This window comes from Rhizobium sp. K33 (assembly GCF_056501445.1).
In genome coordinates this window covers 3,487,643-3,512,481 of record NZ_CP096478.1, presented here as the reverse complement: position 1 = coordinate 3,512,481, position 24,839 = coordinate 3,487,643, and the positions used below count along the sequence as shown (strand labels likewise).

The window sequence follows — 24,839 nt, the reverse complement described above, 5'->3', positions numbered from 1 at the left end:
GCTCCTCCATCGGTTTTCCCAAGTGCCGACCGTGGCAAGAAGCCTTATGAAACGGCCAGCGTCACTAATTAAATAATTGATAGGTTTCGGCCTGATCGCGCGTACTGCCGTCGGGCGCTCGGATCTGTGTTGCAGCCTTTTACGTGCCTGATTGCGGTGCATGCTCGCATCACCAACGACACCAGCGGGAGGCGCCGTGATGACTGCTCGACCAGTTCGGCCCGCAAGTCGAAACTGGTTTGGAGCGCTGCGGCCGTTTCCCGGGCGCCGCGTCAAGCTTCTTCTTCTCACAAGTATTTGCACTCCGCTGTGTGAAACCTGCGGGTCGGGGGAGCCGTTGACGCCCCGAGGCATTGGTTGACCTTGCGCCCGAAGGCCCCGCGAAGGGGCGTGACGAAGGCTCAGCCGAGTGTCGCTTCGAGTGAGATTTGACCTCCTATCTGCGTGCCCAACACGCGTGAAAATCTCAACTCGCTTGTCAACAAGAACAGGAGAATTCCGCCGACATGTCCAATTCGCTCAAGACCATCAATCCGTTCACCGAGGAAGATCTCAAGACCTATCCCCACATGTCCGATGCCGAGGCCATGGCCGTTGTCGAAGCCAGCCACACGGCCTTTCTCGACTGGCGGCTGAAAAGCCTGGAGGAGCGGGCCGAGGTGATCGCCGCCATCGGGGCCGAGATGCGCAAGTCCAAGGAGGAGTTCGCCCAGCTCATGACGGACGAGGTGGGCAAGCTGCTGAAGGACAGTCGCAGCGAAGTCGATCTGTGTGCCGCGATCTGCGATTACACCGCCAAGATCGGTCCGGATGCTCTGGCTGACGAAGAGCGCGAGATCGAGGGCGGGAAGGGTTATGTCACGCATTCGCCTATCGGTGTCGTCTACGGGATCCAGCCATGGAATTTTCCGGCCTATCAGGCGGTGCGCTATTCGATTGCGAGTTTGATGGCGGGCAATGGCGTGCTGCTCAAGCATGCCGAAGCCTGCACCGGCAGTGGCCTGTTCCTGCGCTACCTCTATGAGCGCGCCGGCCTGCCGAAGGGCTTGTTCGGCGTGCTCCTGATCTCGCATGACCAGTCCGACAAGATCATCGAGGATGAACGCATTCGTGGCGTGACGCTCACCGGCAGCGACAGAGCCGGCCGGGCCGTCGGCGCGAAGGCCGCGGAACTGGTGAAGAAAACCGTTCTCGAGCTCGGTTCCAACGATGCTTATCTGGTGCTGGATGACGCCGATCTCGATCTTGCGGTCAAAACCTGCGTACAGGGCCGCATCTACAACAATGGCCAGACCTGCGTGAACGCCAAGCGGTTCATCGTGACGGAGAAGAATTACGACGCCTTCGTCGAGGCTTATGCCGAGGCCTTCCGCTCCATCAAGCTTGGCGATCCGAAAGCCGATGACACGCAGCTCGGTCCGATGGTGACCAAGAAGCAGCGCGACGAGCTGCATCAACAGGTCAAGGAGAGCATCGAAAAAGGCGCGCGACTGGTCGTCGGCGGAGACGTCCCGGAGCGCAAAGGCTGGTTCTATCCGGCCACGGTGCTCGCCGATGTCGCACCCGGCCAGCCCGCCTATGAGGATGAGCTGTTCGGTCCCGCCGCCGCAGTCATTCGCGCGGAGGATGATATGGACGCCCTGCGGATCGCCAACAGCAGCCGCTATGGTCTCGGCGGGGGCATCTTCAGCCGCGATGTCGAGCGGGCGCGCAAGCTGGCAGCCAACTATTTCGATACCGGCATGGTGTTCATCAACACCTTCAATGTGGCTTATCCGAGCATGCCGTTCGGCGGCGTGAAGACGTCGGGCTACGGGCGGGAACACGGTCCAGAAGGACTGAAGGAGTTCGTGAACGTGAAGTCGATCCGCATCGGCTAAGGGTAACCAGGTGGAAGGAGCAGGCCGTCTCGGGCGGCCTGCTGCCATATCCCGTGACGGCAACGCCAAGGTTTGCAGTCACTCCTGTCGCCAGATGGCTACTCTCCCCTTTTAATCCTGTATCGGCTTATCAAGTTTTCATTGCGCATCCGATCTTGTCGTAATATTGGCGATCAAAGGCCGCTACAGGCGTTGTCGGCCGGATAAAGCTCGCGGCCAGTCCGGCCAGAACAAGGCGATTGTGCGTGGTGCAGCGATCGGAAAGAGGCACGGGGTTTCCGGGTGATTGGCCGCCCATGAGCAGGAGGCACTGCGCTTGCCTGCCATTCTGAACGCGATATTTGCCGCCCACCGGCGCTCTCTGTTGTGGACAGTCATGCGGATCGTGCGCGATCCCCAGACGGCGGAAGATCTGGCGCAGGAGACTTATCTGCGTGCCCGCAAGGCGGTCGAGAGTGGTCGGGTCGAGCATCTCGAGGGATTTCTCCACCAGACGGCCCGCAACCTTGCGCTTGATCACCTGCGGCGACGCAGAACGCGCGAAGCTTCGGAGGTGGAAGGCCTGGATGAGACCTTTCTGGCCGCCGTTTCTGCCGACATTCCCTCGATCGAGCAGGCATTGATCGAGAGGCAGACGTTCGGCGCGTTCCAGACCGCGCTTGCTACCCTACCGAAGCGCGCCCAGACGGTGCTGGTGCTCAGCCGCATCGAAGAATGGACGAATGCTCGCATCGCAGACCATCTCGGCATCTCTGAACGAACGGTGTTCAATGATCTCAAACTCGCCATGGCCCATTGCCGTGATGCCCTGGCACGTCTGGACGGGAAGTGAGAAACAGGATGCGTTCTTCGACCGTCTCGACCAAACGCGCTACAGAGGGAGCCAGGCGGTCCGTCTCCGCGACGAATTTTGCCGGGTTTGATGTGCTTATGCGTCAAGGTATCAGGAGCCCGCAAACACACTGCGAATGGATCGGCTAAGTGGGACATCAGGGTGCGCAGGACATGGACCGGACGGTCACCGACTTCAATCATGCCGATCCTGTTGCGGATCAGGCTTTGGACTGGTTCGTGCGGCTACGTGACGGCAAGCAGAATGCGGCGACACACGCCGATTTTCTCGCTTGGCTGGCGAAGGATCCGCGTCATGAAGAGGAATTCCGGGGGCTTGAGATCCTATGGAACTCGAAACCGTTCCTCGATGCGTTGAAAGCGCTGCCTGTCGCCAAGCCCGAGGTTAGGCGACCGAGGGGCGGTCGCTGGTCGATGCGTGCCGCTGCGCTGGCCGCGTCAGTTCTGGTTGCTGCGGGGATCTGGCAGTATCCGGCGCTCGTGGTCGCGCTCCAGGCAGATTATGTCACTGCGACTGGCGCACAGAGGCGGGTTCCGTTGCCGGACGGCTCCACTCTCTTGCTGAACACCGACACCGCCGTGGCGCTCGATTTCGATGCAGGTCGGCGTCATGTCCGCCTGCTGCGCGGCGAGGCCTTCTTCGATGTGGTGCATGATCCCGCCCATCCCTTCACGGTCAGCGGCCGCTATGGCGAGGTGACAGTGCTGGGCACCGCATTTGCGGTCAGGACCGGCCCTGGTGAAGACGAGGTCGTGCTGGAGCGAGGCCGCGTGCAGGTCCTCTGTCTTTGCGAGCGCAAGGACAAGGCCGTGCTTGCGCCCGGCCAAGCTGTCAGCGTCACTGCGTCCGCCGTGTCTTCCGTTCATGCGGCCGATCCCTCTGCGACACTCGCTTGGCGCGAGGGCAGGATCATCTTTGAAGATGCGCTTCTTGGCGATGTTCTGGAAGAACTGGGTCGCTATCATCGAGGAGCAATCCTCGTTGCGGATGAGCGGGTGAACCAGATGAGGGTCACCGGCAACTATCGGCTTGATGATGTCGACGGTGCGGTTCGGACCCTTGCCGATGCGGCAGGCGTCGGATTCTACCGCGTTCCGGGCGGCCTTATAATCCTTCGATAATTTATCAACTTTTTTTGCCGGTTTTGGAACTCTGCTGCGTCCTTGCTGACAGAGGGGTCGGAAACGCCTGATGCGCGGACGACTCCATGTCTTGAATGAGGGTAGCAAGAGTATGGCAAGGGGCACTGATCCACGCGTTGGGACAATCACGGGCGAGCGTCGTCGCCGGAGGACGAGGGTGCTTCTCGCATCCAGCATGCTGGCCTGCATGGCCGGGTTTGCTCCGGGTGCTGCTGACGCGCAGACCCAGACCGTCGCCGGTGCCACTGAGGCCATCAATTTCCAGATCCCCGCCCAGCCGCTCTCGGCAGCGATCAACACCTTCATCCGTCAGAGCGGCTGGCAAATCAGCTATTCGTCGGAACTTGCCGCCGGCAAGACCTCGACGGCCGTATCCGGCAGTATGACCCCTGTCGCCGCTTTGCAGCAGATCGTGCGGGGCACCGGGATTGCGGTGAGGGTCAGCGGCGCAGGATCGGCGGCTCTCGTCGGTCCGCAGGCAGCGGATGCTGGCGGTGTGGCCGCAGATGGCTCGACCGTTCTGGATACGATTACGGTTCAGGGGCAGGGGGGCAGTACAACGGAGGGGACCGGCTCTTACACAACTGGGCAGATGAACACGGCGACCGGTTTGCCGCTTTCCATCCGCCAGACGCCGCAGTCTGTATCCGTGGTGACGCGTCAGCGGATGGAAGATCAGGCGAGCAACTCGCTGCAGGACGTTCTGGAAACCTCCAGTGGCATTTCGATCCAGAAGTATGACAGTGACCGGACCGAATATCTGGCGCGTGGCTTTACCGTTGGAGAGTTCCAGTATGATGGCGTGGTTATCCAGAACGAAGGCGTTTATGACTTCGGTCTGACCAATCCCGATACGGCGATCTATGACAGGGTCGAAATCGTGAAGGGGGCTAACGGGCTGCTGCAAGGGGCAGGAAGTCCTGGTGCCGCCGTCAATCTCGTGAGAAAGAAGCCGACTGACACATTCCAGGCATCCGTCACGGGCACTGCCGGATCTTGGAATACCTATCGCACAGAGGCTGACGTTTCGGGGCCTCTCAATCCGGACGGGTCGCTGCGCGGTCGCCTTGTCGGCTCGTTCGAGGATGCCGAATCCTACCTCGATCACTACGAGAAGAAGTCTTTCAGTCTCTACGGCATTCTGGAAGCCGATATCACCGACAACACGACGCTGTCTCTTGGGGCCGATTATCAGCAGAGTCGGCCTCGCGGGACGAGCTGGACAGGGCTGCCAATGTTCTTCAGTGACGGCAGCCGGACGGATTTCGACGTCTCGACCAATCCGGCGACAGACTGGAGTAGGCGCGACACCTTCACCAACAATTTCTTTGTCACCCTGGACCATGAGTTCGACAATGGATGGCAAGCCGGCCTCACCTACAACCATCGCCGTAACGGGCATGACAGTGTGTTGGGTTCTGCTGGCAGTGGCTATCCGGATCCGGTGACAGGGGCAGGGGTGTATCAGTATGTGGGCAAGTATTCCGGCCGGTTGACCCAAGATACAGTGGACGCGAAGTTGTCTGGGCCTATCGAGCTTTTCGGTCGCGAGCACGATCTGATGTTCGGCGCCACGGCCTCGCACAAGACCACCAAGGGCCCGCTGTATGGCTATGGCGGCGTCAATTACGATCCCGCAGTTCCCGACTTCTTCACCTGGGACGGCAATACCGATGAGCCTGATTTCGATCTGACGGGGCGATACGAGAACAGCCTGACTCAGTACGGTGCGTATGCCGCGACGAGGCTGCGGCCGACCGACGATCTGTCCTTCATTCTGGGCAGTCGTGTCAGCTGGTATGATTACGACGACCAAGGATCTTACGACAACGCGACTGGGACCTGGAGTGGCGCCAGCCAGTACACGACAAATGGCAAGATCACCCCGTATCTTGGGGTGGTTTACGACCTGAATTCAAACTGGTCCGTCTATGCGAGTTACACCGGCATCTTCAAGCCGCAGGGTAATCAGGACGTGAATGGAGCCTATCTCGATCCTGAAGAAGGTCATAGCTATGAAGCTGGCGTGAAGGCCGAACTGTTTGACGGCAGGCTGAATACCAGTGCTGCGGTCTTCATGATCAAGCAGGACAATCTGGCCGAGACTGCTGGATACGACCCGGTCCTGGGCCAGAACTACTACGAGGCTGTCGACGGCGTCACGACGGAGGGTTTCGAAATCGAGGCTTCCGGCGAAATCATGCCCGACTGGAACCTCTATGCGGGCTACACCTACGCCCACGCCCGCAAGGCGGATGGCGAAAGGGTCTATTCTTTCATCCAGACGTCTGCTCCGGAAAATGTCGTCAAGCTCTATACGACCTACACGCTGCCCGGCGAATGGGACAAGCTGACCATTGGCGGCGGTGTGCGGTGGCAGGACAAGATCTACGGCTACGTCTGGAGCCCGGCGAATGTCTATGAGGACGTTTCTCAGAAGAACGTGTTTCTCATCGATCTGATGGCGAAATACAAGCTGAACGAGAAGGTCGATATAACCTTCAATGTGAAAAACCTTCTGAACGAAAAATACTATGTCGGGCTCGGCAACTTCGATACCGGTTACTATGGCGAGCCGCGCAGCTTCAGCGTTTCGACGAAGTTCAAGTTCTGATCGTGCGCCTGATGACGCGACGTGCCTTGACGATGAGCGCGGCGGCAATGCTTTTGTCGCCGAGCTTCGCGCGCGCCAATGACGACAGCTATCCACGGATCGTCGATCACGCCTTCGGGCGGACCGAATTGCCCTTTGCGCCGCGGCGGCTTGTCACAATCGGATACGGCGACGAGGCGCCGTTTCTGGCACTTGGGCACAAGCCGGTCGCCATCGTCTATTCCGGCATGTTTGCAAGCGGCATGACGCCTTGGTGCGAGGAGAAGTTCGGCACCTCAAAGCCGGTGCTGCTCGATGGCAGCATGATCGACTTCGAAGAGATCGCGCGTCTTGATCCGGACGTCATTGTCGGAGTCTTTTCGCAACTCGATGCCGGGTCATACGCGAGGCTGAGCCGGATCGCTCCCACGATCGCCTATAGGAGCGGGCCTTACAGGGCGAGCTGGAAGGAACAGACGGAAATCGCGGGTGCGGTTCTGGCCTTGGACGAGAAGGCGAGGCAGCTCGTCGTGGAGACGGACCGGCTTCTCAACGGATATGGTGACGTCTATCCGGGTCTCAAGGGCAGGAGCTTCACCTTTGGCTCCTATTTCGCCGGCAGCAGCCGAATCGTCATTTATCTGCCTGGAGAGACGCGCGTCGACTGGATGATCGGGATTGGGATGAAGCCGTCGGCCGGTGTTCAGCGGCTTGCTGCGGCATCCAGCCGTCAGACATCGGCGGATGCGAGTCTTGAAGATCTCGAGAGCGTTGCCGGCGACCTCCTTGTCATGTGGTACGAGCCTGGAGCCCGTGCTGCCTTGGAAGGCCAGCGCCTATTTCAGATGTTCTCGCCCGTTCGTGAAAGCCGATATGTCGGGCTCGATGACCCCTCGGAGATCTGGGCTGCGTCGTGGCCGAGTGTTCTCTCCATCCCCTATGCATTTCCGAAGATTCTCAGGCGCATGGAAACCGCCGCCGTAAGGGAGGTGCGCTGAAAATGCACGCGAACGCGCATGCTCTCTCTGGCGCCGAGGATCACGACCACGAAGCTTATGTGGAGGACAATTTCCTTGCTTCCGTGGTGTCGATCGGCCGGCTGACACCGTCGATGATCCGTGTGGTGTTGAAGCTTGATGGCGGGGAGCGGCTCTTGCCAAGCGGCCATCCGGACGAGTGGGTGCGCCTCGCGGTGCCGGCAGATGATGGAACGCCAGTGGTGCTGCCGGTGCTCGGCGACAATGGCCGGTGGGAGATGCCGGAGGGGGCGGATTATGCGCCGAACCGGCCCTATACGGTGCGCCGCTGGAATGCCCTGACCTGCGAGATGGTACTCGACATGGTGGTGCATGAGGGCGGGGTAGCCGCCAGTTGGGCAATGGCGGCCAAGGTCGGCGATATCGTCGGCATCTGCAATCCGGAAGGCAGGTTCTGGCTGCCGAAGGGCAGCCGGTGGCTGTTGATGCTGACGGATATCACCGGCTTGCCCGCCGTCGGCCGTGTGTTGGAGGAATTGCCTCAAGGCTTCCGGGCGGTGGTGCATGTGGAGATCCCGTCGGATGCCGATCGTCAGGAGATCGGGCAGCTGATCAAGACGGTGGCGGATGTGGAGGTGACCTGGCACGCCTGCCACGGACTGCGCCCGGAGCGGCCGGGCTATACGGAGCTTTCGCGCATCGCGCGCGCAATCACCACGCTGCCGGAGGGGCCGGGCTATATCTATATCGCCGGCGAAGCCAGAGCGGTTTCGGAGTGCCGCAAGCATTTCCGCGATGCGCTCGGTTTCGACAAGCGCCGCATCGATGCCGTCGGCTACTGGATCGAAGGGCAGGCCCGGGTTTGAACGAAGCGTTTTCCATCAAGGCCGGCGAGAAGGCGCCTGCCGTGAGGGCCGGGCTTGCTACGCGTATGGCCGGGATTGTCTTCGGTCTTGGCCTTCTGGTGGCCCTGTCGATCACCAGCCTTCTCATCGGGGTGCGGCCTGTCGCCCTCTCGACCACGCTCGACGCCCTGTTTGCCTTTAACGGTAATGCGGTCGACCATATCGTGATTGTCGATTCCCGCCTGCCGCGCACGCTGCTTTCGCTCCTGTGCGGGATGGCCTTCGGAGTGTCGGGCGCGCTGATCCAGGTGGCGACCCGCAATCCTCTGGCGGATCCCGGGATTCTCGGCGTCAATGCCGGGGCGGCTTTCTTCGTGACGCTCGCCGTCGGACTGCTGGGTTTGCACTCGGTCAACGCCTACCTTTGGTTCGCGCTTCTCGGAGCCATGCTGGTAACGCTCGCGGTCTATGGGCTCGGAACGGCGGGCGTGGGATTGAGCGGGAGCGATCGCGCAACTCCGGTGCGTCTGGTGCTTGCGGGGGTGGCGCTGTCGGCGGTGCTGGGCGGCATCGGCTCCTCGATCACTCTGTTGAACCCGCAGGCCTTCGATGCCATGCGTCAATGGTCGGTCGGATCGGTGGCCGGGCGCGACATGGATGTCGTTTTTGCCGTCTCCCCCTTTATCGGCCTTGGCCTGGTCATCGCGCTCATGACCGCCCGTTCGCTGAATGCCGTGGCACTCGGTGAGGATCTCGCCCGCGCGCTTGGGGCAAGCCTTGTGCGCACGCGCATCCTGACGCTGGTTGCCGTGACACTTCTGGCTGGTGCGGGAACCGCCGCCTGCGGCCCGATCGGCTTTGTCGGCCTGATGGTGCCGCATGTGGTCCGCTGGTTCACCGGGCCGGACCAGCGATGGATTGTTCCCATGACGATGATCTACGCCGCGGCGCTGATGCTGGCAGCCGATATGGCCGGACGGCTCGTGCTCTCTCAGGGCGAGCTGGAGGCGGGCGTGGTCACCGCCTTCCTCGGCGCGCCGGTGCTGATTGCGCTGGCGCGGCGCAGACAGGTGAGTGGGCTATGAGATCGCCATCCTCGCATCCTTCCCACACGCTCGATTCCGGTCGTTCCTCGCTTGTGCTGCGCCTGCGATCTGGCCGCCTGTCGTTGCGGCTGGACGGTCGCACACTCATCCTGACGCTGGTGCTGCTGGGGCTCATTGCGTCACTTGCCGTGCTGTCGCTCCTGAGTGGCAAATACCCCATTGCGCCGGCGCAAGTGCTCTGGGCGCTTGCCGGTCGGGGCGAGGACATGGTGCGTATGATCGTGGTGGAATGGCGTCTGCCGCGCGTGGCGCTGGCCATCCTGCTGGGGGCGGCACTCGGCACAAGCGGGGCAATCTTCCAGAGCCTGACGCGCAATCCGCTGGGCTCGCCGGATATCATCGGCTTCTCGGCGGGCTCCTATACCGGTGCGCTCCTGGTGATCCTCATGGCATCCGGGAGCTATTACGAGACGGCGCTCGGCGCGCTGGTGGGCGGCATCGTGACGGCCACCGCCGTCTATCTGCTGGCCTGGCGGCAGGGCGTGCAGGGCTTTCGGCTCATCATCGTCGGTATCGGTGTTGCTGCCATGCTCTCGGCCTTCAATGCCTGGATGATCCGCGAGGCGGATCTTCCGGTGGCCATGGCCGCTGCGATCTGGGGGGCGGGTTCGCTGAACGGACTTGGGTCCGAGCAACTCCGGCCTGTCGCGCTGGCGCTTTGTCTTCTTTTGCCGCTGACGCTGCTTCTCTCCCGCCCGATGCGTCAGCTTGAGCTGGGGGAGGAGATCGCCTGTGCCTCCGGGGTCAATGCAGGGCGTTCTCGACTGTTGCTGATGGTGCTCGGCGTGGCGCTGACGGCGCTTGTCACGGCAACCGCGGGCCCGATTTCCTTCATCGCGCTCTGCGCCCCGCAGATTGCCCGCCGCCTTGCCCGCTCTGCAGGTGTTGCGCTCCTGTCCTCAGGCCTGACAGGGGGGCTGCTGTTGCTTTCCGCAGACTGGGCTGCCCAGCATGCGCTGGGTCAGCAGCTGCCGGTCGGCGTGATGACGGTCAGCATCGGCGGGCTCTACTTCCTCTTTCTTCTCATTCGCGAGGGTCGCAAATGACCAATTCCTTATCCGTCTCCGACCGCCTGTACGCCGACACCATCACCCTGCGATACGACGAGCGCACGATCTCGCGGGAGCTCTCGGTCACTATTCCCGACGGGGCTTTCACCGTCATCGTCGGGCCGAATGCCTGCGGAAAATCCACTCTGCTGCGCGCACTGTCGCGCTTGCTCGCTCCCGCCGCGGGCCAGGTGATCCTCGATGGACGGAGCCTCCGTGATCTGCCGCCGAAAGAGGTTGCGCGCCGCCTTGGCCTTCTGCCGCAGTCCTCCAGCCCACCGGAGGGCATTTCGGTGGCGGATCTGGTGGCGCGGGGGCGCTACCCACACCAGTCCTTCCTGCGCCAATGGTCGAAGGCGGATGAGGAGGCGGTGATCAGGGCGATGGAAGCAACGCGGGTTGCAGAGCTCTCCGGGCGGCTGGTGCATGAGCTTTCCGGCGGGCAGCGACAGCGTGTCTGGATTGCCATGGTTCTGGCGCAGGAGACGCCGATCCTGCTGCTCGACGAGCCGACCACGTTCCTCGATATCGCCCACCAGATCGAACTGATGGAACTGCTTGCCGATCTTAACGCTGCAGGCCGAACAATCGTTGCCGTGCTTCACGATCTCAACCAAGCCTGCCGCTACGCCACGCATCTGATCGCCATGAAAGATGGCGCGGTCCTTGCAGAAGGCCAGCCGTCTTCGATCGTCACGGAACAGCTGGTTGAGGAGGTGTTTGGCCTCGCCTCCGTCATCATCCGCGATCCGGTCGCCGGCTCGCCGCTGATTGTGCCAAGGGGACGCGTCATGTCGGTTGATGCCTCTGTGGATCGGTGTCTCGACAAGGAAGGGACGGCGTCATGAAGCACCTCCTGACGCGGTTTGCCGCATACTACCGTCCCCATGACCGCCTGTTTGTACTCGACTTCTCCTCCGCCGTTGCCGCCGGATTGCTGGAGCTGGCGTTTCCAGTTGCAGTGACGACCTTCATCGACAGGCTGCTCCCTACGAACGAGCTTGGCCTGATCGTGCTGGCGTCGCTCGGCCTGCTGCTCATCTACGTCGTCAACGCCGGGCTTCAGGTCATCGTGACCTATTGGGGACACATGCTCGGGCTGAGGATCGAGACCGAGATGCGCCGCAAGGCCTTCGATCATCTTCAGAAACTCTCCTTCGGTTTCTTCGACAATCAGAAGACCGGCCATCTGGTGGCGCGGCTCACCAAGGATCTGGAAGAGATCGGGGAGGTGGCCCATCACGGGCCTGAGGATCTGTTCATCGCCATGATGACACTGATCGGTGCCCTGGCTTTGATGCTGTGGGTGCATGTGCCGCTGGCGCTCGTCACGGCAATCCTCGTCCCTGTCACGGCCATTCTCACGACCGTCTATGGGCAGAGGATGACGCAGACCTGGCACGCACTCTATGGCCGGGTGGCGGACTTCAACGCCCGCGTCGAGGAGAATGTTGGCGGCATTCGGGTCGTTCAGGCTTTCGCCAACGAGGATCACGAACGGGCGCTGTTTGCGCAGAACAATCAGAATTATCTGTCGACGAAGCTTCAGGCCTATCGGGTGATGGCGGCGTCAATGTCGCTTTCCTATCTGTCGATGCGCTTCGTGCAGGTTGTCGTGATGCTGGCTGGCGCATGGTTCGTGGTGCGCGGGGAACTGACAGCAGGAGGTTTCGTCGGCTTCCTGTTGCTGCTCAACGTCTTCTTCAGCCCGATCGAGAAGATCAACTCGATCATTGAGACCTATCCCAAAGGTCTCGCCGGTTTTCAGCGCTATTGTCACTTTCTTGATACGAGGCCGGATATCGCGGATGCCGAGGCTGCAAAAACGGTCGCACGCCTGGATGGGACCATTGTCTATCACAATGTCAGTTTCGGCTACCAGGCTGAAAAGCCTGTTTTGACGCAGCTGAATCTGTCGATCAAGGCGGGGGAGACGGTTGCCTTTGTCGGTTCGTCGGGTGCCGGCAAGACGACGGTTTGCTCGCTACTGCCGCGCTTCTACGAGGTGACGGAAGGCGCGATCCTGATCGACGGGATCGACGTTCGTGACATGACCTTGAAGTCGCTGCGATCGAATATCGGGATCGTTGCTCAGGATGTTTTCCTGTTCGCTGGCACGATCCGCGACAACATCGCCTACGGCCGTCTTGAAGCCACGGAAGCGGAGATATTGGAGGCAGCCCGTCGCGCGCAGCTGGACAGCCTCATCACCTCACTCCAGGCAGGCCTTGATACTGTTATAGGAGAGCGGGGGGTAAAGCTTTCCGGAGGTCAGAAACAGCGACTGGCCATTGCGCGCATCTTTTTGAAGAACCCGCCTATCCTGATCCTCGATGAAGCGACGTCGGCGCTCGACACTGAAACGGAACGCGCCATCCAGCAGTCCCTCGCAGAGTTAGCGAAAGGGCGCACGACGCTCGTCGTGGCACACCGTCTCGCCACCGTTGCCCATGCAGATCGGGTCGTGGTTATCGAGAAAGGGCGCATTGCCGAGCAGGGACATCCCCTCGAACTCCTCGATCTCCGGGACGGGCGATATCGGCAATTGCACGATTTGCATGCTGAGGCCTTGGTGGGGCGGTGACTTCCAGGTGGTGGGGCCTACCGCGGGCCCCGCAGTCAGGAGTTCGCCTATCCTGCCACCCGAGGTGGAGGATCCACGGCATAGTGGCGTTCGCCGCGTCGGCAGAGGTAGACTTCGCGCTCCGGATGGTGCTCGACCACAAAGCCTGCGCTGCGCAGCATGGCCTCGACCGCAGCGCCGTTCGGGATGAACCAGTTGCTCGGGTCCGCGGCGTAGCGTTCTTCGACGAAGAACAGCTTGGGATAATCCGGTCGGTCGAAGACGGCCCATTCGGAGAAATCGTAGTTTTCCTCGAGATCAGGCACACGGGCATCGCCGCGTTGGAGGCATTGGAACAGGAGCTTGTCCCCAACCACATGTTCGAACAGGAGATCGAGCGCCAGAAGAGGGTGGCGCAGGTGATAGAGCACGCCCATGAAAATGACGAGATCGAACGTCTCCTGGAGCCGTCCCACCTCATAGACTGACATCTGATGGAACTCGATGTCGAGGCCCGCGTGTTCGGCTGCGAAGCGTGCCTGGCGCAGATAATGCGGATCGGAATCGATGCCGACAACCCGCCCGGCATTGCGCCGCTTCATTTCCAGCGCGTAAAAGCCGGCATTGCAGCCGATATCGAGAACGCTGCAGCCTTCGAGGTCATCGGGGATGACATGCCGGAAGCCCTCCCACTTGAACCGCGGATAGTCGCCAAGGAAGTGATCGGGGGCCGTCTCGACGCCACCGATCCGCAGGTTGTGGAACCAGGGGCCGAGCTCGGCGATCCTCTGTCTCAACTGCGGATCGGATGATCTGCTTGAACCCTCCATCATCATACTCCAAGCGGCAGTGCCACCGCTGCAGGCGTCGGTCGGGTCGGCATGTCGATGTCTTCAGTCCTCGTCGTCAGGGCAGTGGCAAACCAGTCGGCCGTCTGCTGCAATCCTTCCGACAGGGGAGTTCTCGGCTCCCAGCCGAGAAGCTCGCTCGCCTTGGAGATATCGGGGCGCCGGCGTTGCGGGTCGTCTTGCGGCAGCGGTCGGTAAACGATCTCCGAGCGCGTCGGCACCATGGCGAGCACCATCGAGGCGAGCTGGTTGATCGTGAATTCGCCGGGATTGCCGAGATTGACGGGCGCCTGCGGGTTTTCTGGAACATCCATGAGGGCGATGAGCCCGCGGACGAGGTCGCTGACGAAGCAGAAGGACCGCGTCTGCTCACCCGAGCCATAGATGGTGAGGGGCTCGCCCGTGATGGCCTGGACGAGAAGATTGGAAATGATGCGGCCATCACTCGGCAGCATGCGCGGACCGTAGGTGTTGAAGATACGGGCGACCCGGACATCAACACGCCCCGCCCTCAAAAGGTCGAAACAAAGGGCCTCGGCAGCGCGCTTGCCTTCGTCGTAACAGGCACGTGGCCCGGTGCAGTTGACGTTGCCCCGATAGTCTTCGCGCTGCGGATGCTCGACCGGATCGCCATAGACCTCGCTGGTCGAGGCTTGGACGAAGGATGCCTGGTGACGTTCCGCAAGCGTGAGCAGATTGCCGGTGCCCTGGACGCAGGTCATCATGGTGTGCACGGGATCTGCCTGGTATTGCGGCGGCGAGGCGGCGCAGGCGAGGTTGTAGATCTGGTGGATGGGTTCATCGATCTGATGCAGGCCGCAGATATCGGCTTCGATAAGCCGGAAACCCGGGTGATTGCGCAGAGGGCGAATGTTCGCATGCGAACCGGTGAGAAAACTGTCGACGCAGATCACGCGATCCCCGCGGACCAGCAGGGCGTCGGTCAGGTGTGAGCCAACGAACCCTGCGCCTCCGGCGACGAGTACAGTGCGCTTACTTCTGTTCTTGTTCATCGTTACCATCGCATCGTTCCTCATGCTGATCTCTGCTGACGTTCGGATTGTCGTTGACGGATTAGGGTCGGGAGCTCGTCTATCGCGCGCGCCATTTCGCGGGCGCGGGCGAGGCCGGTATGCGAGCGGAGCGCGATGCGCTGGCCTGCCTCTCCGAGGCTTTGGCGAGCAGCATCGTCCATGCCGGTCAGTACGGTAATCACGTCCTCGCTCTGTCGCGCGATCAGGATCGCCTCCCCGTCGGGCAGCAATTCATCAAGCCCGCGCCAGTCATCGCTGATGATGGGCGTCTTGCAGGCGCCGGCCTCGAACAGGCGGACGCTGGGTGACCAGCCGGCCGCGATCATGTCGGCGCGCGTGACGTTCAGGGTGAAACGCTGACGGTTGTAAAATGCGCAATGTTCCCGGGGCGGCAGATGATCGATCCGCTCCACGTTGTGCGGCCAGTCGATGTCAGCCGGATATTGCGGACCTGCGACGACGAAGTTCAGATGCGGCAGGCGCCGCGCCGGCTCGATCAGCAGGCGCTCGAGGGTCGGCTGTCGATCCGGGCTATAGGTGCCGAGGTAACCGAGGTCCCAGAGCGGCGGTTCGCCGGTCTCATGGTAAAGGTCGGGATCGACGGAGCAGAAGAGCGGCAATGCCTGTTGCGCGCCATATTGCCGCTCCAGGCGGGTCAGTACCTCGCCGCCGGAGAAGGAGAAATAGGCGGTGAAGAGCGGGATCTGCTGCGGAGACAGATAGGCGTGCTCGCCGCGGTCCAGCATGGCCAGGGTCACCGGCGTGTCGATATCGTAGTAACACAGCCGTTGCAGATTAAGCTGTGCGAGGCGATCGATCAGATCTCTGCCCTCAGGCACGTAAGACCCGACGATGACGGCATCGGCCGCGCATAGCCGATCGTGGTGGGTCTCAAGGATTCCGTCGAGGTCCTGGTAATGGACAAGTTCGCAGAAATCGGGATCGGCCAGGTCGCGGTTTTCGGCATACCAAGGCACGTCACGCTCGAGAAACAGCACGCGATGCCCTTCGGCATTCAGGCCCTTGATCAGTGCACGGTAAGTGGTGGCATGCCCATTTCCCCATGAGGATGAGAGGGACAATCCGAGTATGACGATGTCGAGGGGCTTGGAGGATAGCGTCATTCCGCTGCCTCCCTTGTCCGCGCTCCGTGGGATCGGAGGAGTGCGTCCACCTCGTCGGCCCGGCGATCATAGGTATGGGCGGCGAGCACCCGTTCCATGCCGCGCCGGCCGATGGCCGCGGCCTGCTCCCGGCTGAGGCTCGCGAGGATGTCGATCATATCCTGCCCATCCCGGGCCACCAGGACTTCCTCGCCCGGCTGAAGGAAGAGATCGATGCCTTCCCAGTGGTCGGTGATCAGGCAGGCTCCGGCCCCGGCTGCCTCGAAGACGCGGGTCGCCGGCGAAAAGCCGTTCTCCGCCATGCTCGACCGGGATATGTTCAGCACGGCCTTCGGGGTCACGTTGAAAGCATTGTGGTCGCGGGTCGAGACATGGCCGACATAGCGGATGTTGGAAGACATGGGCTTGTCGGTCCAGCCGGAACCGCCGATGAGAAACTGCTGCTGCGGCAGGCGCATCGCCGGCTCGAGGAAGAACTGTTCAACGCGTTGTTCCCGATCGGGCAATCGGTTGCCCAGGAAACCGAGATCGGCGGTGTAGTCAGGATTCTCCGGAACCGGATGATGGGTTTCCGGATCGAGCGCATTGTAGATCGGGATGCAATCGGCCGCCCCGAGGCTGCGATAGGCTTCGACGACGGGATCGCCACCGCCATAGGTCAGAACCAGATCGAGTTTCGCGAGTGCCGCATGCAGCGGATGGGTCGGGTCGGCTCGCAGTTCGGCAAGGGTTGCTGGCGCATCGACATCCCAGAAGATCTTCAGGGCACCCGGTCGTGCATTGGCAAGGACGAGGTCGAGCAGCATGTTGTCCTCGAAGCCGACACCGCTTGCCTTCACCACGACATCGGCGGCGCTTGCCTCTGAGGTAACCTGCTTCAGCGCCTCTACAGTGCCGGGATAAACGACGACGCGGCACCATGGCGGCGGATCGATGTCGCGGTTCTTCTGGCGATCATAGACATCGGGTTCGTAGAAGGTGATCTCGTGACCCTTGAGGGCAAGAGCCCGCAGGAGCCCGCGGTAATAGGTGGCAGCGCCGTTCCAGTAGGCCGACACGATGCTTGAACCGTAAAAGGCGATCTTCATTGGGCGGCCTCCAGAGATGGGAGTTGGCGGGTGACGCGCTCGGACCCGCAAAGCGTGAGGATCGACACGAGCTCGTCGACGCGATGCCGACAGGTGTGGCGGGCGCGGATGGTTTCGAGGCCAGATTGGGTCAGTGCCTTCGCCAATGCGGGGTCGGCGAGAACCTCCTTGAGCAGCCTCGTAATTTCACTGCCATCGCGCGCGATGAGGTAATCCTTGCCCGGTCGGAAGAGATCCTCCGCGTCGTCCCAAGGGGCGGAGATCAGGGGTATGCCGCAGGCCAGAGCTTCGAAGACGCGTATCGTCGGGATACCCGGTAAAGTCTCGACATAGGGCCGTCTCGGGATGTGAACGGTCACCCGGTGTTGGGCGAAGGCAAGCGGTGCCTCTGCATTGGCGATCCAGCCGCCGTAGTCGATCCCGGCGCTCTGCAATTCATCCAGGGCATGCTGCGGATAACGGACGCCTCGGACCTTGGCGCTGAGCCCTAGATCCCGGACCGGATGCACCAGATACTCGATGATCTCCTGTGACCGCTCGTCATCTCCCCAGTTGCCGATCCAGATGAGATCGCCCGTCTTCTCGACTTCCGGGAGGGGGTGGAACAGCGCGGTGTCAGCGGCCTCGTGCCAGGTAAAGACGCGGTTGCCCCATCCGGCTGCGAGATAGCGCTGTCTCAAGGTCTCACCAAAGGCGAGGACGGCATCGTAATCCTGAAGCTCCAGGCCTGCGATGTCCTCCGCGGAGGAGACCGCGCGGTGATGGGTGTCGTGGAAGAGGAGCGTGAATTTGCCGCCCGAGCGTCGGGCCCTACCCAGCCGCTCGATCAAGGCGGGGTCTGTCCATTCATGGACAACGACCACATCGGCATCATCGATCGCGCTCTCATGATCGAACTGCTCATCATAAACCTGCGACTTCAAGGTGGGGAAGGCTTGCCTGAAACGCGCAAGGGACTGCTTGCCCTGGTCCTGGACAAGATTGTCGCGGGACCAGGAATTCTCCGGTTCCAGGGCGATTGCCTCGTGGCCTCGGCCCACGATGTCGCGCATGACACCGCGCAGGAAATGGGCGTTGCCGTGGTTCCAATCGGAAACCAGGGAATGGGTGTAGAAGACGAATTTCATGTCTGCTCCGCAAAGCGAGTATGGGGCATCGGATGCAACAGACGCCCGTAGTGGCGCATGACCGCATTGGCCTGTGCCTCCAGGGAGAAGCGTTCGGAGGCGAGGCAGGCTTTTGCTGCGAGGCGCTGGCGCAGGCGCTCATCGGAAGCCAGCGTGTTGATGGCCTCGGCGAAGGCCCGCGGCTGGTGAGGATCGGCGAAAAGTGCGGCCCCTTCCCAAAGCTCCCGGTAGGTCGGGATGTCGGCGAGGACCATCGCACAGTGGTGCCGCGCCGCTTCAAGTGCTGCCAGGCCAAAGGGTTCGTAGATTGACGGCGACACGAAGATTGCGGCCCTGCTCATCAGGGCCAGCGTTTCGCCATGGCCGAGTTCTTGCCGCCCATCCGAGTGGCGGAGCACAAGTGTCTGGCCGTTTGGACCCTGCGTCGCGCCGGCCATGATGACGGGCCATTCTACCGCTGCCGCGGCTGCATCGAGGACGGCGCCGTTCTTGCCCTCGTCCCACCAGCGTCCGGCGGCGAATACGAGCTCATCTTTCGAGCAGTTTTCGGGAGAAACGCGGCTGGCGTTGGGGATCACGGTGAGACCGGCGATCTCGCCGTAGACGGCGTTCAAAAGCTTTGCATGGCTGAGACTGGGGCTCAGGACGATATCGGCATTGCGGAAACCTTGCTGCGTCAGGTCCAGCTGCCACTGCCACGGGTCGGGGAGTGACTGACCCCGGACGCCCTTGAACCAAGTGGCGACGCAGGAATGCGAGACGACGGCGATCGGTACAGGAACGTCCAAGCCTGCTGCCTGTGAAGGCAGGTTGAGATGGACAAAGTCCACCCGTTCCCGGGCGGCAAGGTCCGAGATGATCCCGGGGATGGCGTCGAGTTGTGATGCATCGTCGACCATCCAGTCGAGTGGTGCATCACTCCACGTCAGCTGCCCGATGTCTTCTGCTTCATATCTTTGAGCGTCCGATGGTGCGGGGCCGAATCCCAGAAACACCGTTTCGACGCCATGCGCCTTCAGTCCGCTTGCGAGATCCAGCGCGTAGCGCCAGACGCCGCCGACGGCATCCAGGGTCATCAGAAGCCGGAAATTGCGGTTTTGCGGAGCGGGAGCCATCATGCGGTCGCGCTCCGCAGCTGCGTCGGCTGTTCACGGCTTGCGATGCGATGGGTCGCCAGCCACTGCGCCAGGCTGCGCAGACCGCCCTTCCAGCGCGTCCTCGCCTGCCAACCCAGCGTCTCCTCGAGGCTGCGGGTGTCAGCCACGAAGTAAAGCTGGTCGCCAGCGCGCCAGTCGCCATAGTGGGTTTCGATAGAGTGCCCGCAGATCGTCTCGATCTCCTTCAGCACATTGCCGATGCTGACGGCATTCTGAGGCCCGCCACCCAGATTGAAGACGCGTCCTCCGATGCGGTCGATATTTGCAAGCGCCAGTCGGTATGCGGCGACGGCGTCTTCGACATGAAGGATGTCGCGCACCTGCTTGCCATTGCCGTAGATGGAGATCGGCTCGCCCGACAGCGCCCGGATCAGGAAATGGGCCACCCAGCCCTGATCTTCCGTGCCGAACTGTCTTGGACCGTAGATGCAGCTCATGCGCAGCACGGCCGTCCTCAATCCGAAGGACTTGGCGTAATCGAGCGTGTATTGGTCGGCTACGCCTTTCGAGCAGCCATAGGGCGTGCAGAAATCGAGAGGTCTGCTTTCGTCTATGCCATTCAGGCGGATCTCCGCCTGCACGGGGATGAAACGATCTTCCGTCTCTGCCATCTCCACATCTTCGAGCGCGCCGTAGACCTTGTTGGTGCTGGCAAAGATTACCGGCGCATTGCGGCCGGCCTTGCGCACCGCTTCCAGTACGTTGATCGTGCCGCGGGCATTCGTTTCGAAATCGCCGAGGGGATGAACGAGGCTTGTCGTGACTGCGGTCTGCGCTGCGAGGTGATACACCGCCTTGGCGTCGGCAAAAGCCGCCTCTATGCCGTGGAGGTCTCGGATATCCTCCAGAGCCGGATGGACACGGCTGCCATGACGTTCCTTCAACCAGGCGAGGTTCTGATCGACGCCGGCACGACCGAGATTGTCGACGATGACGACATCCTCGCCGTCACTTAAGAGACTGTCGGCGAGGTTCGAGCCGATGAAGCCGCTGCCGCCGGTGATGACGACGGGCGCCGCCTTGCTCGCCACATGGGGTGTCGAAAGCCGCGTGACGGTCTCAAGGCGTTCAACGCCGCCTTCCTGCAGAAGTCTTGCCAGAAGTTTCGGCTGGTTGTCGTGCGTGACTGCGCCCAGATGATAATGGCGGGGATCGAACCACAGACCTTCCTGTACTGCGATGTCAGGCGCCACATCGGACCACGCGTACCAGTAGAGCCGGTCGGCTGCGACATTGACGGCTTTGAGGAAACGGCGCGCCTGCTCCACCTCGTCATTGCGCCAGGTCGAATAGCCCGTCTCCGTGATCCAGATCTCGGCTTCGGGATTATGCCGGTCCAGGATCTTGCGCATCTCGCCCAGATGCATGTCCCAGCCGCCCCAGGTGCCCTCTTCACTGTCCCAGGTCCCCGGGAAGCCATGAAAGCCGACGGCGTCCACGACGGAAAGAACGCCGCGTTCTCCCATGAGGTTCAGCCAGAAGGGGTCGAAGGGGCAGGGACCGCCGAGAACAGGCTTCCAGCCCCGGTGTTTAGCCCAATAGGCCGCACCGCCGACCATTTCGCAGAACAGCTGGAAATCGCCATCTTCGCGCCAGTCCCAGTCCAGCAGGTTGTTCGGTTCGTTCCAGAGCTCGATATGGGAGAAGTGGCTGCCATAGCGGGTTAGAATGTGATCGATGAAGTCGGCATAGGATTTGAGGTCGTGCGGCGGCCCTGACGAACGGCCTGTCCGCGACAGCGACGGCGGCGTGTAATGGATGCAAGGCAAGAGATCGATCTGCTTGCCGAGACGCGGGATCAGCCAGTCGAACCAGGCTTCGCCGCCTGGCGCGAGATACTCGGCCCAGGACAGGTGCGTACGCAAATGGCTGGCGCCGCTGGCCAGCAGATCGGGCATGACCTGGTCGACCCGTTCGTACTCGCCGGGACGAAACCATTCGACGAAGCCGAAGGGCTTCGCTTTGGCGGTCAGAGGAGGGCGCGTGGTCATGATACGAGCCCTCGCTCCTCCAAATGACGTTTCATCTCCGCGGCGCGGTCGATTGCGCCGGCATTGGCGACCCATTCGACGAAGGGGCCGAGCGAGTTTTCGAGCATGTGGGTGGGTTCAAACCCGAGCAGCTCGCGTGCCTTGGAGATGTCCGCAAAACAGTTGCGGATGTCTCCCGAACGCGCCTTGTTGAGGATTTCCGGGGCAATGTTTTCGAGACCCATGGCGTCTGCCAGCAAGGTCGCGACATCCTTGATGCGATAGGCGCGTCCGCTGCCGATGTTGATGACCTGGCCTGCCGCCTTCGGCTTCTCGAGCGCGAGGCGAAAGGCCTTGGCGACATCGCGAACATGGACGAAATCGCGCCGCTGATTGCCGTCTTCGAAGATCATCGGCGGCTGATGGTTCGCCAGTCTGGCGGCGAAATTGGCGAGCACACCGGTATAGGGGTTGGACAGCGCCTGACCTGCGCCGAAGACGTTGAACAGGCGGAGCGCCACGGCCTCCACCCCATAGGCTTCCGCGAAGATCAGGCATTGCCGTTCCTGCGCGTATTTGGTGAGCGCATAGATGGAGGAGAGATCCACGGGCTTTTCTTCATCGGTCGGAACCGGAACGAGGGACTCGCCGTCCTCGGAGCGGAGATCCCACTGGCCGCCCTTCACTTGCTCTGGCCGGCGACGCAGGAAGCCCAGCATGTCGCCATCCGGTGTGGTGTAGCGGCCTTCTCCGTAGACGCTCATGGAGGAGGCAACGACCAGCTTCTTGATCGGCTGGTCGATCATCGCTTCGAGCAGAACGGCAGTGCCGAGATCGTTCGCGCCAACATAGCGTGCGATCTCGTACATGGACTGGCCGACCCCGACCTCGGCGGCGAGATGAATGACCCCGGTCACGCCTTCCAGAGCTTTGTCGACCATGTGCCTGTCGCGCACATCGCCCCGGATGACCTCGACACTTTCCGGCAATGCAGCCTCCGTGTCGCCATGCACCTGATCGATCAGGGCATCGAGGACGCGCACCTGATAGCCGTTGTCGAGAAGCTCTTCAGTGACATGGCGACCAATAAAACCGCTGCCGCCGGTGACCAAAATCCTTGCCATTTCAACCCTCTGAAATACGAAAAAGCCTGGTGGTATCAGGGGGCCGAACCGGAGCGCGGTGCGATGGTTCCTTCTTCTATGGCATCTTTTTCATCAATGACTTCATCAATGACATCATGGTCGCAGCGACAGGCGGGGCTTCTTCTCTGGTTCGCTGCCTTCCGTGGGATGCCTGGCAGATGGCCGTGCGCCATGGCGAAGAACCCTCGGCAACCGGCTTCATCTTCTTCTTTCACTTCTACGGGAACCATGCCGGGAAAATGCGGTTGGAGCCCCTGACTTGGAACAATCGTCAGGAGCAAAGACATGGACAGAGCGAACCGGCAGGTCGCGGAGGAACTGGTCTCGGCCGTCATTCCCGCAGCCGGCGAAGTCATCACCACCCAGTCCCCGCTGCGATCGCCGGAGCCAGGCGAAGTGCGGGTGCGCCTCGAAGGCTGCGGCGTGTGCGCATCCAATCTCGGGCCCTGGTCCGGGGCAGACTGGATGACCTTTCCTACAGAGCCGGGCGGCCTCGGACACGAAGGCTGGGGACGCGTGGATGCTCTCGGCGAAGGGGTCGATACGATTGAGGTTGGCCAACGCGTCGCGATGCTGAGCTACAACGCCTATGCCAGCCATGACTTTGCACCGGTCGACAGAGTTGTGCCTTTGCCGGCTTCGCTTGACGGAATGCCTTTCCCGGGTGAGCCCCTGGGCTGCGCGATGAACATCTACCGTCGCTCTGCCATCGAAGCCGGTCAGACCGTGGCGATCGTCGGGATCGGGTTTCTGGGGGCGCTTCTGACCCAGCTGGCGGCCAAAGCCGGGGCTCACGTGATTGCGATTTCACGCCGTCCGGAATCGCTTGCCGTGGCAATAGACATGGGTGCCGAGCACACGATAGCGATGGAGGATCACTGGAAGATCATCGAAGACGTCCGGGCGCTGACCGAGGGCAAGATGTGCGACTGCGTAATCGAGGCTGTCGGCAAGCAATGGCCGCTTGATCTCGCAGGCGAACTGACCAAGGAGCGCGGACGTCTGCTGGTTGCGGGCTATCATCAGGACGGGCCACGTCAGGTGAACATGCAGATGTGGAACTGGCGAGGGCTCGACGTGATCAACGCGCATGAGCGGGACCCGCAGGTGTATATCGACGGCATCCGCGAGGCCGTTGCCGCTGTGAGCGAAGGCCGGCTCGACCCGTCGCCGCTGTTTACGCATCGCTATCCGCTTTCCCAGCTGGATCAAGCGCTGAATGCCACCCGTGACAGGCCCGGCGCCTTCATGAAAGGCTTGGTCATCAACTCATGACGGATACTCTTTACCTGACGGAGACATCTGTACCGTCGCGTCCGATGCGGATCGGTTTTCTCGGCCTTGGCTGGATTGGTCGCCACCGGATGCAGGCCATGCTCGATACCGGCGCCATCCAGGCCGTGGCCATCAGTGACCCCTCGCAGGAGGCGGTGGATGCCGCCCTTCAGTCGGCGCCGGGGGCAGCTGTCTGCCATGACCTCGACGATCTGCTTTCGCGAGATATCGACGGACTGGTCATCGCAACGCCGAGTGCCTTTCACGCCAGTCAGTCGATCGCAGCGCTCGACGCTGGGGTGGCGGTGTTCTGCCAAAAACCTCTCGGTCGCTCGGCGGATGAGGTCAGGGCGGTGGTCGAGGCGGCCCGAAGAAACGACAGGCTGCTCGGCGTCGATCTTTCGTATCGTTATGCCGAACCGATGCAGGAGATCCGATCACTCTTGAAGGCGGATGCCTTGGGACGCGTCTTTTCCGTCGATCTGACCTTCCACAATGCCTATGGGCCGGACAAACCCTGGTTCTACGACAGGAGCCTGTCGGGTGGTGGCTGTGTGATGGACCTTGCCATCCATCTCGTGGACCTCGCGCTGTGGGCGCTCGACTTTCCGGAGGTCGAGCACGTGTCCTCGCATCTCATGTCGGCGGGCGTTCCCTTGAAGGCGGGCGACGAGCAGGTTGAAGACTTCGCGGCAGTTACCCTGACCCTCGCCGGCGGGACCGTCGTCCGACTGGCCTGCTCCTGGCGACTCCAGGCCGGCTGCGATGCCGTCATCAACGCAGTTTTTTATGGCACGCAGGGAGGCGCCCTGCTCAGCAATGTAGATGGATCCTTCTATCATCTGGCTGCCGAACGGTTCAGAGGAACCTCTCGCGAGGCCCTGGGCGGGGTGCAGGACGACTGGGGCGGTCTGGCGGCCATGTCCTGGGCCAAGCAGCTGGCCGTTGCGCCTGGCTATGACCCAGCCTGCGAGGCGCTGATTGCAAGTGCCGAAGTGATTGATCGGATCTATGCGGGGCAGGGCTAGCGCTGCTGCCCGAACATGTCTCGCGCAAATGGCCC

The 24,839-nt window shown here is 61.7% G+C and carries 21 protein-coding genes; 12 read left to right on the top strand and 9 right to left on the bottom strand.

What is annotated here, in order from left to right; all coding sequences use genetic code 11:
* Positions 1 to 506 precede the first annotated feature (506 nt).
* From M1E12_RS16965 to M1E12_RS16920, 10 genes are all read left to right on the top strand, one after another.
* Positions 507 to 1,880, top strand: a complete 1,374-nt coding sequence (locus tag M1E12_RS16965) for an NAD-dependent succinate-semialdehyde dehydrogenase (RefSeq protein ID WP_479562668.1) — start codon at positions 507 to 509, stop codon at positions 1,878 to 1,880.
* Positions 1,881 to 2,256: 376 nt separating this feature from the next.
* A complete protein-coding gene (locus M1E12_RS16960) occupies positions 2,257 to 2,712 on the top strand; it encodes an RNA polymerase sigma factor (protein ID WP_479564907.1) in 456 nt (151 codons plus the stop codon).
* A gap of 149 nt (positions 2,713 to 2,861) precedes the next feature.
* Positions 2,862 to 3,854, top strand: coding sequence for a FecR family protein (locus M1E12_RS16955; RefSeq protein WP_136542079.1), 993 nt, complete (start codon positions 2,862 to 2,864; stop codon positions 3,852 to 3,854).
* Between the two features lie 178 nt (positions 3,855 to 4,032).
* Positions 4,033 to 6,489: a TonB-dependent siderophore receptor gene (locus M1E12_RS16950; RefSeq protein WP_479562667.1), complete on the top strand. Its 2,457-nt coding sequence runs from the start codon at positions 4,033 to 4,035 to the stop codon at positions 6,487 to 6,489.
* Between the two features lie 11 nt (positions 6,490 to 6,500).
* Positions 6,501 to 7,466, top strand: a complete 966-nt coding sequence (locus tag M1E12_RS16945; RefSeq protein WP_136542077.1) for an ABC transporter substrate-binding protein — start codon at positions 6,501 to 6,503, stop codon at positions 7,464 to 7,466.
* A 2-nt stretch (positions 7,467 to 7,468) separates the two neighbouring features.
* A complete protein-coding gene (locus M1E12_RS16940) occupies positions 7,469 to 8,311 on the top strand; it encodes a siderophore-interacting protein (RefSeq protein ID WP_479562666.1) in 843 nt (280 codons plus the stop codon).
* Positions 8,308 to 9,375 carry a FecCD family ABC transporter permease gene (locus M1E12_RS16935; RefSeq protein ID WP_479562665.1) on the top strand — a complete coding sequence of 356 codons (1,068 nt, stop codon included), beginning with the start codon at positions 8,308 to 8,310 and terminating at the stop codon, positions 9,373 to 9,375. Before M1E12_RS16940 ends, M1E12_RS16935 begins: the two co-directional genes overlap by 4 nt.
* Entirely contained in the window at positions 9,372 to 10,442 is a 1,071-nt protein-coding gene (locus M1E12_RS16930; protein WP_479562664.1) for a FecCD family ABC transporter permease, read from the top strand. The genes M1E12_RS16935 and M1E12_RS16930 overlap by 4 nt, the downstream gene beginning before the upstream one ends.
* Positions 10,439 to 11,293 carry an ABC transporter ATP-binding protein gene (locus M1E12_RS16925; protein WP_479562663.1) on the top strand — a complete coding sequence of 285 codons (855 nt, stop codon included), beginning with the start codon at positions 10,439 to 10,441 and terminating at the stop codon, positions 11,291 to 11,293. The genes M1E12_RS16930 and M1E12_RS16925 overlap by 4 nt, the downstream gene beginning before the upstream one ends.
* A complete protein-coding gene (locus M1E12_RS16920; protein WP_479562662.1) occupies positions 11,290 to 13,029 on the top strand; it encodes an ABC transporter ATP-binding protein in 1,740 nt (579 codons plus the stop codon). Before M1E12_RS16925 ends, M1E12_RS16920 begins: the two co-directional genes overlap by 4 nt.
* A gap of 47 nt (positions 13,030 to 13,076) precedes the next feature.
* Here M1E12_RS16920 and M1E12_RS16915 read toward each other — a convergent pair whose 3' ends face one another.
* From M1E12_RS16915 to M1E12_RS16875, 9 genes are read right to left on the bottom strand one after another with little or no spacing between them, the layout of a single operon-like run.
* The gene (locus tag M1E12_RS16915) at positions 13,077 to 13,838 is read right to left on the bottom strand and encodes a TIGR04290 family methyltransferase (protein WP_479562661.1); all 762 of its coding nucleotides are present in this window, start codon (positions 13,836 to 13,838) and stop codon (positions 13,077 to 13,079) included.
* Between the two features lie 2 nt (positions 13,839 to 13,840).
* Positions 13,841 to 14,878, bottom strand: a complete 1,038-nt coding sequence (locus M1E12_RS16910; protein WP_479562660.1) for a UDP-glucuronic acid decarboxylase family protein — start codon at positions 14,876 to 14,878, stop codon at positions 13,841 to 13,843.
* A gap of 11 nt (positions 14,879 to 14,889) precedes the next feature.
* Positions 14,890 to 16,014, bottom strand: a complete 1,125-nt coding sequence (locus tag M1E12_RS16905) for a CgeB family protein (protein WP_479562659.1) — start codon at positions 16,012 to 16,014, stop codon at positions 14,890 to 14,892.
* Positions 16,011 to 17,102: a CgeB family protein gene (locus M1E12_RS16900; RefSeq protein ID WP_479562658.1), complete on the bottom strand. Its 1,092-nt coding sequence runs from the start codon at positions 17,100 to 17,102 to the stop codon at positions 16,011 to 16,013. Before M1E12_RS16900 ends, M1E12_RS16905 begins: the two co-directional genes overlap by 4 nt.
* Positions 17,099 to 18,229, bottom strand: a complete 1,131-nt coding sequence (locus M1E12_RS16895; RefSeq protein ID WP_479562657.1) for a CgeB family protein — start codon at positions 18,227 to 18,229, stop codon at positions 17,099 to 17,101. Before M1E12_RS16895 ends, M1E12_RS16900 begins: the two co-directional genes overlap by 4 nt.
* Positions 18,226 to 19,347, bottom strand: a complete 1,122-nt coding sequence (locus M1E12_RS16890) for a glycosyltransferase family 4 protein (RefSeq protein ID WP_479562656.1) — start codon at positions 19,345 to 19,347, stop codon at positions 18,226 to 18,228. Before M1E12_RS16890 ends, M1E12_RS16895 begins: the two co-directional genes overlap by 4 nt.
* On the bottom strand, positions 19,344 to 21,377 hold the full coding sequence (locus M1E12_RS16885; RefSeq protein ID WP_479562655.1) for an NAD-dependent epimerase/dehydratase family protein: 2,034 nt from the start codon (positions 21,375 to 21,377) through the stop codon (positions 19,344 to 19,346). The genes M1E12_RS16890 and M1E12_RS16885 overlap by 4 nt, the downstream gene beginning before the upstream one ends.
* Entirely contained in the window at positions 21,374 to 22,480 is a 1,107-nt protein-coding gene (locus M1E12_RS16880; protein WP_479562654.1) for an NAD-dependent epimerase/dehydratase family protein, read from the bottom strand. The genes M1E12_RS16885 and M1E12_RS16880 overlap by 4 nt, the downstream gene beginning before the upstream one ends.
* Before the next feature lie 35 nt (positions 22,481 to 22,515).
* Positions 22,516 to 22,788 (bottom strand): hypothetical protein, encoded by a 273-nt coding sequence (locus tag M1E12_RS16875; protein WP_310243299.1) that lies wholly within the window; start codon positions 22,786 to 22,788, stop codon positions 22,516 to 22,518.
* Between M1E12_RS16875 and M1E12_RS16870 the strand changes: the two genes are divergently transcribed.
* A complete protein-coding gene (locus M1E12_RS16870; protein WP_479562653.1) occupies positions 22,787 to 23,776 on the top strand; it encodes an MDR/zinc-dependent alcohol dehydrogenase-like family protein in 990 nt (329 codons plus the stop codon). The two genes, M1E12_RS16875 and M1E12_RS16870, sit on opposite strands and share 2 nt — an antisense overlap.
* Positions 23,773 to 24,804 (top strand): Gfo/Idh/MocA family protein, encoded by a 1,032-nt coding sequence (locus tag M1E12_RS16865; RefSeq protein ID WP_479562652.1) that lies wholly within the window; start codon positions 23,773 to 23,775, stop codon positions 24,802 to 24,804. Before M1E12_RS16870 ends, M1E12_RS16865 begins: the two co-directional genes overlap by 4 nt.
* Positions 24,805 to 24,839: the final 35 nt, after the last annotated feature.